This is a genomic window from Flagellimonas baculiformis, assembly GCF_033441575.1.
Taxonomy (GTDB): domain Bacteria; phylum Bacteroidota; class Bacteroidia; order Flavobacteriales; family Flavobacteriaceae; genus Flagellimonas; species Flagellimonas baculiformis.
In genome coordinates, this window is the sequence record NZ_JAUZVW010000001.1 from 318,562 (window position 1) to 330,817 (window position 12,256).

8 protein-coding genes are annotated in these 12,256 nt (G+C 44.1%); 6 read left to right on the forward strand and 2 right to left on the reverse strand.

The genetic code is table 11. The features are described 5' to 3' along the window. Window positions 1–119: 119 nt before the first annotated feature. Window positions 120–1,259 carry a glycoside hydrolase family 43 protein gene (locus SD450_RS01480; RefSeq protein WP_318342884.1) on the reverse strand — a complete coding sequence of 380 codons (1,140 nt, stop codon included), beginning with the start codon at window positions 1,257–1,259 and terminating at the stop codon, window positions 120–122. A 349-nt stretch (window positions 1,260–1,608) separates the two neighbouring features. Here SD450_RS01480 and SD450_RS01485 point away from each other — a divergent pair, with 349 nt between their 5' ends. The 5 genes from SD450_RS01485 (at window position 1,609) to SD450_RS01505 (ending at window position 9,110) form a co-directional block, all read left to right on the forward strand. Further along, entirely contained in the window at window positions 1,609–4,680 is a 3,072-nt protein-coding gene (locus tag SD450_RS01485) for a SusC/RagA family TonB-linked outer membrane protein (RefSeq protein ID WP_318342885.1), read from the forward strand. Between the two features lie 4 nt (window positions 4,681–4,684). Further along, window positions 4,685–6,628, forward strand: a complete 1,944-nt coding sequence (locus SD450_RS01490) for a RagB/SusD family nutrient uptake outer membrane protein (protein WP_318342886.1) — start codon at window positions 4,685–4,687, stop codon at window positions 6,626–6,628. 173 nt (window positions 6,629–6,801) lie between these two features. Next, entirely contained in the window at window positions 6,802–8,601 is a 1,800-nt protein-coding gene (locus SD450_RS01495; protein WP_318342887.1) for a carbamoyltransferase family protein, read from the forward strand. After that, window positions 8,602–8,751, forward strand: a complete 150-nt coding sequence (locus tag SD450_RS01500) for a DUF5989 family protein (protein WP_318342888.1) — start codon at window positions 8,602–8,604, stop codon at window positions 8,749–8,751. Beyond that, window positions 8,751–9,110, forward strand: a complete 360-nt coding sequence (locus SD450_RS01505) for a hypothetical protein (protein WP_318342889.1) — start codon at window positions 8,751–8,753, stop codon at window positions 9,108–9,110. The genes SD450_RS01500 and SD450_RS01505 overlap by 1 nt, the downstream gene beginning before the upstream one ends. Before the next feature lie 15 nt (window positions 9,111–9,125). Here the strand turns inward: SD450_RS01505 and SD450_RS01510 are convergent, their stop codons facing one another. Next, window positions 9,126–10,811: an SGNH/GDSL hydrolase family protein gene (locus tag SD450_RS01510; RefSeq protein WP_318342890.1), complete on the reverse strand. Its 1,686-nt coding sequence runs from the start codon at window positions 10,809–10,811 to the stop codon at window positions 9,126–9,128. Between the two features lie 304 nt (window positions 10,812–11,115). Between SD450_RS01510 and SD450_RS01515 the strand changes: the two genes are divergently transcribed. Next, window positions 11,116–12,234: an endo-1,4-beta-xylanase gene (locus SD450_RS01515; RefSeq protein ID WP_318342891.1), complete on the forward strand. Its 1,119-nt coding sequence runs from the start codon at window positions 11,116–11,118 to the stop codon at window positions 12,232–12,234. Window positions 12,235–12,256: the final 22 nt, after the last annotated feature.

Sequence of the window (12,256 nt, forward strand, 5' to 3'; positions counted from 1 at the left end):
TTGTAAAACACAGAAACCAGGCCATTTTAATCCCTAACAGGACCGAGTGTCGTCCCAAAAAATAAATAAAAACAGCCCGGACTCTCTAGTTATGATCGGCACCTAATTTTGGGAGGAGGTCATAACGCATTTAGTCGGAGTATTGTTCCGTCCGGATTATGGGTAAGCTCCGTCATTTTCACACTTCTCAAATGGGTCTTTCCGCCCGACATGGAGCTATCATGGAAGAACAACCACCACTTGCCCTGATACTCCACAATGGAATGATGGTTGGTCCATCCCAAAACAGGATCCAAAATCACGCCTTGATAGGTAAAAGGACCATAAGGACTGTCCCCTATGGCATACACAATTTTATGGGTGTCCCCTGTGGAATAGGAGAGATAATATTTGTCCTTATATCTATGTACCCAGGCGGCCTCAAAAAATCTTCGATCATTATCCCCTGTGGTAATGGGATCCCCGTTTTCATCAAGTACCATCACATCCTTGGGTTCCTCGGCAAAGCTGGCCATGTCATCGGCCAACAGGGCAACTTTGGGGGAAAGTGCAGGAGCATCATCTGCGGGATAGGTATCTTCACCATGGTATTCATTATTCCTCCATCTCTGGAGTTGACCGCCCCAAATACCTCCAAAGTACATATAATACTTGCCATCGGTATCCTCAAAAACTGCAGGGTCCATACTGTAGCTTCCCTCTATGGGTTTGTCCATGGCCTTGAACGGCCCTTCGGGCGTGGTACTTTTGGCCACCCCTATTCGAAAGATGTCCTCCTTGTCCTTTACGGGAAAATAGAGAAAGTACTCTCCGCCTTTATGGGCGGCATCGGGGGCCCACATCTGCCTTCCGGCCCAGGGCACATCATCTACGTGCAGTGCCAGACCATGATCGGTCACCTCCCCTCCTACACTATCCATGGAAAACACATGGTAGTCCTCCATGTTGAAATGGCTCCCCAGATCGTCCTCGGGAATACCTGACTCAAAATCGTGGGAAGGATAAACATATAGTTTTCCATTGAACACATGGGCCGAAGGGTCTGCGGTGTACAATTCGGATGACAATGTATAAACTGTATCGGGAGTCGTTCCGATGGTGTCCGCTACACTTACACTATCAGTTTCAGTATTGGTTTCAGCGGGAGTTTCCTTTTGACGCTTACAGCCAAAAACTCCCAAAACAACTACAGATAGCAAGAAAAAAGGAGAAATACTCCTTATAATGTATTTTTTGTGGGTGGAAAATGTGTTTTTCATAAGATACAAGGAAAGTTAATTCATTAAAAATAATCATTCTTCTTTAATTACAATCGTTTGCTTTAAATTAATAAAAATATACAAACCTGTTTATCAGCGCTTTAACCATTTCAATAAATATAGCAGACTAATTTTAACATGGAAATTTGAAAAAATTTAACGCAACCGATTGCGTGGACAAATATATTGTGTATATTTAACACATTCAAAAAAATATGAGCACTTTTTTGCCATAATTGAAGTAATTAACTAAACAGAATCAAAACTTAGTAACATGACTAAACAACCATTATTTGTTTCTACAAAGGGCAAATGGTCCACACCATTGCATTTGTACCTAACAAGCTTTTTGTTATTTGTTTTTTGCACGACTGCTTTTGCTCAGAACACCGTTTCGGTCTCCGGTACTGTGACCGATGGGTCGGGCGCACCTATTCCCGGGGTAAGCATTATTGTGCAGAACACGACAAATGGAACAACCACGGACTTTGACGGGAATTATGTGATCGAAGCGGCTTCCAATGCCACCCTTGAGTTTCGTTATCTTGGATTTGTTCCTCAAACGATTGCGGTAAATGGAAGATCTACCGTGAACGTTCAGATGGCAGAGGACACCCAACAACTGGATGAAGTTGTGATCATTGGGTATGGTACCCAAAGAAAAGAATCGATAACAGGTTCTGTGGTATCCATCAAGGGAGAGGAACTGAACGAGGTGCAAAGTGCCAATTTCACCCAAGCACTTGTGGGACGCGCCGCTGGTGTGAACATTGCCTCGACCAGTACACGGCCGGGAGCTGCACCGCAAATTCAAATTCGTGGCGTACGCTCACTTACAGCATCCAACGACCCGCTCATCGTATTGAACGGTATTCCTTTCTCCGGGGGACTCAGTGATATCAACCAAAACGATATTGAGAGCTTGGATATCTTAAAGGATGCCTCGGCCACGGCCATTTATGGTTCCAGGGGTGCCAACGGGGTAATTATCATCACCACAAAATCAGGCACAAAGGGACAAAAGGCACAGTTCTCTTACAATTCCTATTATGGTACCAAGGAAGTGTTTGCCAAACTTCCCGTGATGAATACGGCCCAACTATTGGAATTGCGTGAGATTGCCGCTGCCAATGGTACAGGAGCCCCTACCGGAAACGATGAAAGCCTTGAAAATGATACCGATTGGCAAGATTTATTGTTTGGGTCATCGCTTCAAACCGCACACGATATCAGTGTTCAGGGAGGTACTGAAAATGGCACCTATAATGTGGGGATGGGTTACTTTAAAGAGACTTCCCCTGTTCCCGGCGACACTTATCAGAGATATTCCCTACGGTTCTCACTGGACCAAGAGGTAGGCAAATTATTTCGCTATGGGGTAAACTCAGTGATGAACTACAGTATTACCAACAGCATAATAGATCCAGGAGGGGTTTACGATGCATCACCTCTTTTGAGTCCCTATGATGAAAATGGGAACTTTTTGGAATCCGTAAGGCTTACGGATGGCCAAGATCAGCGCTTTATCATTACAAGAAATGAGGCCAATCGAATCGGGGATAGAAGAGTGAACGAACAATTGGATTTTGGCACCTATAACAATGTTTACGGTGAACTTAAAATGCCCTTTATTGTTGAAGGCCTAAAGTTTCGCCTTAACCTTGGTCTCAACCTAAGGACGAGCAGGGATGGCAACTTTACGGGCGAGGGTGTCTTTAGTTTTAATCCGGATCAACCTAATTCGGCCAGTTACGGCACTAGTCTTACACGGGACTACGTAGTTGAGAACCAATTGATTTTCGACCGCACCTTTGCCGATAAGCACAAAGTGAACTTTGTAGGGCTTTTTTCAGCTCAAGAGAATAGTTTTGACAATTCTTTTATACGAGTCCAAAATATTCCGGATGAAAACGACCTGTGGTACAATACAGATTCCGCTTTATTGGATGATGTATTGGATTACGATACAGGCTATACTGAATGGGGGTTGCTATCCTTGATGGGAAGGGTGTTATATGAATATGACAACCGTTACCTGCTTACCGCTACCATACGGTCGGACGGGTCTTCCAGATTGGCACCCGGGAACAAATGGTACACCTATCCCGCTGTATCCGTGGGTTGGAACATTGCCAATGAAGCCTTTATGGATGGTGTTGATGCAGTCAACCTATTAAAATTAAGGGCAGGCTATGGAGAAACCTCCAATCAGGCCATTGATCCTTTCTCAGTACAAGGACGACTAAACAGTGGTGGCACCAGTCCTGCTTACAATTTTGGGGATACCTATTCAAATGGTTTTGTGGTGACTCTGTTGCCCAATACAGACTTAAGGTGGGAGTTTTCGCAAACCTATAATTACGGTATTGATTTCGGTCTGTTCAATAATCGACTTTCTGGAACAGTGGAATATTATACAACCGAAACTAACAACATACTTCTTAACCTTGGCCTACCCAGTACTGCTGGTGTACCCTCCATAACCAGCAATGTGGGTAAGACAAAGAGTAATGGTGTTGAAATAGCATTGAATGCCACTCCAGTCCAAACTCCCGATTTTACTTGGGATATAGGTATCAACTTGTATACCAACAGAAATGAGATCGTGGAATTGGCATCCGGTCAACAAGAAGATTTAGGTAACCTTTGGTTTGTAGGTCAACCCCTTAGCGTTATTTTCGATCATGAACGTTTGGGATTGTGGAACGCCGATGATGAAGGCGCTGAATTTCTTGAACAATTTGAACCAGGTGGTAATCTAGGTATGATTCGGGTTCGATATACAGGTGAGTTCAATGAGGATGGGTCCCCTGTTCGGCAGATCAATGCTGATGACAGGGTAGTAATAGACCCAACTCCGGATTTCCGAGGTGGTTTCAATACCCGCTTGGCCTATAAGAATTTTGATTTGAGCATGGTCGGTGCCTTTCAGAGTGGAGGTATCTTGGTCAGTACACTACATAGCAGTAACGGTAACACCAATAGGCTCAATGGTAGGGGCAACAACCTTAATGTGGATTATTGGACCCCGACCAACACGGACGCCAAATATCCTGCACCAGGGGGCATAGGAGGGGATCGCCCAAAATATGGTAGCACCTTGGGGTATTTTGATGGCTCTTACCTGAAAGTACGTGCTATGACCTTGGGCTATAGATTTGACCCTGATGTGATCAAGGCAATTGGAGCCAAAAATCTATACATATACGGCACAGTACAAAACCCATTTGTATTATTCTCCGATTTCCACGATGAATCGGGGCTGGATCCAGAAATCACAAATTCTGGGGTGAACAATGATGGAACCCGTCAAAATGCTGCTATAAACACAGCAGGTTTGATTTCCGGTAATATCCCGACCATCGGCACCAACGTACCATCCACACGAAATTATTTATTTGGATTAAATGTAACTTTCTAAAAAAATGACTGTGAAAATTAATTTTAAAGCTAAAGTTATTACGGTTCTTTCTGTTGCCTTTTTGCTGGGCGCATGTACAAAAGACATTATAGAAGAGAACCCTAGAGGACAATTTACCCCTGATTTTTTCCAATCAGAGACTGGAGTTCAGGGTGGTGTGGTGTTCTTATATGAAACCATGAGGGACATTTATGGGAACAATGGCTTCTTTAACGCCACCGAAAACGGTACGGACCATTATACCTGGGCAGAGTCTGCAACGGGTGATTTTAAAAACGTGGACTTGTCCGGAGAAGGACAGATCATATCAGATGAAGGTGCAACTGCCGGGGTATGGTTTTCGAGTTTCCCGGCGATAAACACGGCCAATGGTATTTTGGAGAATGCAGAGACTGTAGGGTTGGACCCTGCCCTTGTTGCCGAAGTACGGTTTTTCAGGGCATTTTATTACTTCTTATTGGTACAGACCTATGGAGGCGTACCATTGGACCTGGGATCTGGAGAATTGGCATTCAATAGATCTGCGGTCAGGACCTCAACACGTAACACGGTTCCAGAGGTATATACAAAGGCTATTTTTCCTGATCTGGTCACGGCCGTTAACGATCTACCTGAAAATCCAAGATTGACCGGAACAGTAACCAAAAATGTGGCTAGGCTCATGTTGGCCAAAGCCTATTTGACCTATGGTTGGTGGCTGGAGAACCCAGAAGGTATTCCCACATACCCCGAAACACCAAGAAACGACCCTGATGGCAACGGTGCTTCATTTTATTTTCAAGAAGCATACGACCTGGCGATGGAGGGAATACAGAACCCCGGTCCTTACGGCTTGTTGGAGTATTTTTATGATGTCCACGATGGTGCAAACGATCGACACCAAGAGATGATGTTGTATGCCGACCGCACCCCGGATAACGAACAATTCAATGGGGCTCCTGTAGTAGGTTGGGGCACCACTTCCAACAGTGCCAACACTGCAGTTTGGATGGCGACATCAAATTATACTACCATCAGCGTTGATGGTGTTCCCGCAGTGCAACGTCAATCTGTTCAGAGTCTTGGTAGGCCATGGACCCGTATGGCACCTACCATCAACGCTTTGACTGAGAACTTTCCAGATAAGGACATAGACTCTCGCTACGATGGTACTTTTGTGACCAGTTATCGAGGCAATTGGGACGCAGGAGGCGATCCTACCCCCTCATTGACTGCTGCCAATGGTCTGGAAATAGTACCGGGTGATGCTGTGATCTCATTTTTGGATGAACATGACCCAGCTGTGGTGTATGAAGAAAATGGAGTGCCTATAAACGGCGCCAACATTGGTGGCGGAGTATTACCAGGAAGATCGGATTATGTCATCAATTTAAATGAAATCAACAGAAGGTTTTACCCTGGTTTATGGAAGATAGGCACCTATCGTACCGATAATGAAGGAGGTCTAGGCAATCCCAATGTCCCGGTAACGCGCCCTTTCCCTATAGCTAAATTTTCAGAGTTCTATTTTATTGCTGCTGAAGCTGCTGTAAAAGGTGCATCCGGAACAATGACTGCAAGGGAATTGATCAATGTGATTCGTGCCCGTGCCGGCAAATGGCGTTTTGACAATGGTGAACAGGAAGAACGTATTGAGGACAACAGTGCCGCAATGGTGGCAGCTACTCCCCTGACCATTGATATTGATTACATCTTGGCTGAGCGTTCACGTGAATATTTTGGCGAAAGTGTGAGATGGTACGATCTGGTACGCACCCAAAAATGGGCTGAAGTTGCTGGTTCATTTGAAATCGTGGCAAGTATAAGTGCAACAGTTCATAGCCCAACGGCCACAATTTCCCGGGAAATTCAGCCTTATCATTACTTAAGGCCCATACCGCAAGGTCAAATAGACAATTTGGATATGACCGATGCCGAAAAAGCCACATACCAAAATCCTGGGTATTAAAAAAAGTAATTTCGCATAGTTGATTAGTTAGTTTGAGTTAGTTTTTACGCAAGTAAGGAGGCTGTCCGAGAAGACAGCCTCTTTTGATTATGGAGGGCAACGGGCAACCAATACCCCATAAAATTTATCCGTGGACCAAAGCCCTTCTTGTTATAATGAATACCTTTATTTAAATGAAGATTCTTGGAATATCCGCATATTATCACGATTCTGCCGCTGCCCTGATTGTGGACGGGGAAGTAAGGTATGCCGCTCAGGAAGAACGGTTTTCAAGGATAAAAAACGATGCGTCCTTTCCTATGGAAGCCATTCAATTTTGCCTTGTCGAATCTGGATATGCCCTTGAAGACCTCGATTACGTAGCATTCTATGACAAGCCCTTCCTAAAGTTTGAACGACTTTTGGAAACTTATTATGCCTTTATCCCCAAAGGCTTCAGGTCGTTTGCCATGGCCATGCCCGTTTGGTTGAAGGAAAAACTCTTTACAAAACAAGTCATCCGAAAACAACTGAAAAAAATTGGTGGGCCACATGCGCAAAAAATTTCCATTGTATTTCCAGAGCACCATCTGTCCCATGCAGCCAGTGCTTTTTACACCTCTCCATTTCCCCAAAGTGCATTTTTGACCGTAGATGGGGTTGGTGAATGGACAACGACCTCTTACGGATTGGCTTCCGGTGACCAAGGAATCAAAGTGCTGGGCGAACTCCATTTTCCAGATTCATTGGGATTATTTTATTCATCCTTCACCTATTTCTTGGGATTTAAGGTGAACGCTGGGGAGTACAAAATGATGGGGCTTGCTCCCTACAGTAATCTTCAATCCAAAACAGTACAGAGCTTCATTGCTATTATCAAAGAAAAATTGGTGGACATCAAAGCCGATGGGTCCATCAAACTTAACATGGACTATTTTGAATACCCTGTTGGTCTGCGGATGGTGAACCCAAAAAAATGGGAAGCCCTCTTCGGAATCAAAAAAAGAACACCTGATGAACCCTTACTGCAAGTGCATGCCGATTTGGCCTTCGCCGCCCAAAAAGTTTTGGAAGAAATGATGGTTAAATTGGTCCATCACATCAAAAAGGAAACACAAGCCGACTATTTGTGCTTGGCCGGTGGGGTGGCCCTAAACTGCGTTGCCAATTCGGCAATATTCAATGAAAATTGTTTCAAGGACATATATGTGCAGCCCGCCGCGGGCGATGCCGGCGGAGCCCTTGGGGCCGCATTGGCCACCGCCCATTTAAAACAAGATTTAAACTTTTCAGGACTAAAAAAAGCATTCAACCCCTATTTGGGGCCATGTTACTCCAACTTGGACATAGAACGATTGTTGCGCAAACATAAATGCTCGTATCAGCATTATGGAGCGACGGATGAACTTCTAAAAGTTACGGCGCAGCACATCGCCAATAAAAAAGTAGTGGGATGGTTCAGGGGACGCACGGAATTTGGCCCAAGGGCGTTGGGCAATCGGAGCATCCTCGCAGACCCTTCAGACCCTGAAATGCAATCCAAGCTCAACCTAAAAATCAAGTTTAGGGAAAGTTTTCGGCCTTTTGCCCCTGCGGTCTGCGAGGAAGATTACGATGCCTATTTTGAGCCTGGCAAACACTCAGCATATATGCTGTTCACCAATCCAGTGAAGGAATCCCTAAGAAAGCCGTTACCCAAAAATTTTGACGAACTTAGTCTGGAAGAAAAACGGAACACCCAAAAATCAGAATTGCCTGCCATAACCCATATAGATTGTTCGGCGCGGGTACAGGTGATCAGAAAAGAGGTCAACCCCACATTTTGGAGTTTGTTGCAGACCTTTAAAAAATTGACGGGGAACGGAGTGCTCATCAACACCAGTTTTAATGTTAAGGATGAGCCCATTGTGAACACGCCAGAGGATGCTTACCAATGTTTCATCAACTCGGGTATGGATATTTTGGTTTTGGAAAATTATATAATTGAAAAGTAAATGGAGTTTTTAAAAGAATTCTTTCTATTTCTAAAGGAACGCAAAAAGTGGTGGTTGGTCCCTTTGATCATCATATTTGTACTATTTGGCATCCTTATTTATCTGACCAGTAGTTCCGCTTTGGCACCTTTTATTTATACCTTGTTTTGATGAATCGGGAAAAAGCAATTGAGACCATCCTTGTTTTGGCGCTTGCTTCGCTCATCATTTCCCTATGGCTGAATGTGGAGTGGTTGGAGTATGTTGCCATTGCTTTTTTGGTCATTGGGATAGTTTCCAAAAATGCCAGCATGCTCATCGCCAAAGTCTGGTTCGGTCTTTCACACTATCTGGGTCTGGTGATGAATTTTGTGTTGATGTTTGTTATCTTCCATTTTATTTTGATTCCCTTGGCAGGTTTGCAGCGGTTGTTCGGCAGCAATCACATTCGGCGTAAAACTACGGGGAACACTTATTTTCATCAGCGCAACCACCACTATTCCAGTACGGATATTGATAACCCTTGGTAAATTCCCAAACTGGATTTACTCTAAAGCCTTCATGCTTTTAAGGTATTGGCTTTTCTTAAAATAATATTCCGCATAGGCCTCATCTCCCAGTTTCCGACACATCTCCCCTGCCATTTCATATACTTTGAACTGCTCGGGGAACTCAAAAATCAAGGTTTGGGCCACTTTAAGGGCCTTTTTGTGTTCCCCATCCTCGTTGTATTTGTGGTAAGCCTGCGTAATTAGATACTGCCATTGCCCCTGATGGTTATGTAGATTGACGGCAGTTCTTTCCTCAAAGGTGGGGTTTTGGGTTATGTAATTTACCCCCATGGGTTTGGTTCCGGACATGCTCAAATCGTAAGGCCATGATTGTTTAAGGATCTCCACCGCCAATTTCCCTTTAATTGAATCGATTTGGGTCATTGGAATATCATCAAAGGCCTCTTCATAAGACACATAATTTTCCCAATTGTCCAGGAGCTTCAATGCTTTTATTTTCTCGTAAAAAGCATCCGCCATTACAAAATAACCTTCCACATTGGGATGCACATGTTCGGCCACCAATTCATCGCCCACTATACCATTGGGCACCTTTGACTCAAATATGTTCTTCATATCGACCAAAGGCAAATCATACTCCTGAGCCAGTCCGGTAATCACCTCATTGATTTTCTCCGGAGCCCTAAAACGTAACAAATCCAGCTCTTTGGCCAAGTGCAGGTATTTTTTGGCGGAATCTGGGTTTCGCTCTAGGTAATGTTGTCCCAAAATGTAGGCAGCATCCGCATTTTTCCGTGCCAATTCCCGGACCTCCGGTTTGTTTTGTTCCATTGATTCCACATAGTTTTCCTTGTCCAACTCATCGCTGATAAAGGGTTTGACATCCTTTTCATTGGATACCAAGGTGGAAAGGATTACTGGAATCCCATGACGTTCGTATTTATCCAAAATTCGTTTCAAATTGCCTTCAAATTGGGTTATTCCGGCAGTAAAGGCTTCTGAATTCAACGGAATTTCCTGCTCCTTTGCCATGACCTCCATTAAAGTGGTCTCCGTAACCGACTTTTTATTTGGCATGTCCGATTTCGTCAAACCCCTGACCGTATTTTCTAGCAATTGAAAAAAACGAAGGTTCTTGAGCTTCAGATAGCTTCTGACCAAGGTGGGATGGCTTCCAACCGAAGCTGAGGAGCCTACCCCCAAGGCACCATAATATTCGTTGTGCCCTGCATAAATGATGACCAGATCCGGGTCTTGGTCAATGATCTTGTCCGCCACATCCCATAACGTGTACGAATTGACCGCCGTGATCCCCGTGTTCACCACTTCAATATTCTTATCGGGAAAAGTGCGCGAGAGTCGGTGCTTCAACAGTCTTGGAAACGAACCGCCCTTATAAAAAGGATACCCTACGACAGTGGAGGCGCCTTGGACAAACACCCTAAAAGTACTGTCAGTTTTCTGTCGGAGAAATAGATCGGCTTGGCTATCCGCCCGAAAATCTGTGTTCCCAAAGTATTTTTTGGACACATCGGGATTGACCACAAGATATTCCACCCTATTTTCACCGTTCACCCTGTTGAAAAGTGGGTAACTATCCCCATATCCAAATAAACGCAAGGCCACTTCCACCAACATAATGAGGATAAGGGGAAGTGCAACAGCAATAGTCTTGAACAGTATTTTTTTCTTCACATCCAATGGGTATTCATATTCCATATCAACCCTTCTGTATCATCGGAACGGGGCAATAAGCCCTTAAGATTAACGAATATAACCCAGTTGTCAAAAAATATGTGCAACCGATTGTTGATTTTAAATCGTGTACGAGAAATTAGCTTTCCAAAAGGACTCATTTTATTCAATCCATTATCCGTTAATCAATTTTAAGAGTTGAACTTACCCCCTAAAGCTCACTATTTCATTTTATACGCAATCGATTGCGTTTTCTAAATTTATTAATTATTTTTGATTAAAATCATGATAACCACTAAACAACCTTGGTTATTCCAACAAATTTTCAATGGTGAACAAATTGCTGATTCCGATTCTATCTGTACTACTGCTTGCAGGTAATGCCTCCACACAAGCTCAAACAAACTCCCTGAAAGAAGCGTTCAAGGATAAATTTTTAATGGGCGTTGCCATCAATCGCTCCCAAATAAACCAAGCAAACAAGGAAGAAATCGACCTTATTACATCCCAATTCAATGCTTTGACCGCAGAAAATAACATGAAATGGATGTACATTCACCCCAAACAGGACGAATTCAATTTTGAACAGTCCGACAAATTGGTGGAATTGGCAGAAGCCAATGATATGTTCGTGGTGGGCCACACCCTTGTTTGGCACAGCCAGTTGGCCCCATGGGTATTTAAAACGGCGGAAGGGGACACTATTGACAATGCCGAACTGACCAACCGCCTAAAAAGCCATATTTCAACCATTGTGGGCAAATACAAAGGAAAAATAGAAGGCTGGGATGTGGTCAATGAAGCCTTGGCTGAAGATGGATCCTACAGAAAGTCCCCATTCTTTAAAATTGGTGGGGAAGGTTTTATTGAAAATGCGTTTCGGTTTGCCCACGAAGCAGACCCCGAAGCCGAACTGTATTACAACGATTATAACTTGATCAATGCGGACAAAAGGGACGGTGCGATCCGCATCGTAAAAAACCTCAAAAGCAAAGGGATCAAAATAGATGGCGTGGGCGTCCAGGCCCATTGGAGTTTGAATGAACCATCCATCGAGGAAATTGAGACCGCCATTGAAATGTACGCGGCAACCGGGGTTAAAGTGATGTTTACGGAATTGGACATTTCTGTGCTGCCAAGCCCTTGGGAAAAGTCAACCGCGGATATTTCAACAAGGTTTGAAAACAGCCCTACCATGAATCCATACCCAGAAAGCCTGCCCGATTCGGTACAGACCCAGTTGGCAAACCGGTACGCAGAAATATTCGAGCTTTTCAACAAACATTCCGATAAAATCAGCAGGGTCACCTTTTGGGGATTGCATGATGGGCTGTCCTGGAAAAACAACTTTCCCATTCGTGGAAGGACGGACTACACCTTATTATTTAATCGGGACATGAAACCCAAAAAGGCCTACCACGCCGTGATCCAAACCGTTGAAGACTAACATACACCTTATATTTCTACAA

What these genes read in the sequence shown, in the direction of transcription:
- SD450_RS01480 (WP_318342884.1), bottom strand. Translation starts at nt 1,259, where the DNA reads ATGAAAAACACATTTTCCACCCACAAAAAATACATTATAAGGAGTATT.
- SD450_RS01490 (WP_318342886.1), top strand. Translation starts at nt 4,685, where the DNA reads ATGACTGTGAAAATTAATTTTAAAGCTAAAGTTATTACGGTTCTTTCT.
- SD450_RS01495 (WP_318342887.1), top strand. Translation starts at nt 6,802, where the DNA reads ATGAAGATTCTTGGAATATCCGCATATTATCACGATTCTGCCGCTGCC.
- SD450_RS01500 (WP_318342888.1), top strand. Translation starts at nt 8,602, where the DNA reads ATGGAGTTTTTAAAAGAATTCTTTCTATTTCTAAAGGAACGCAAAAAG.
- SD450_RS01505 (WP_318342889.1), top strand. Translation starts at nt 8,751, where the DNA reads ATGAATCGGGAAAAAGCAATTGAGACCATCCTTGTTTTGGCGCTTGCT.
- SD450_RS01510 (WP_318342890.1), bottom strand. Translation starts at nt 10,811, where the DNA reads ATGGAATATGAATACCCATTGGATGTGAAGAAAAAAATACTGTTCAAG.
- SD450_RS01515 (WP_318342891.1), top strand. Translation starts at nt 11,116, where the DNA reads ATGGTGAACAAATTGCTGATTCCGATTCTATCTGTACTACTGCTTGCA.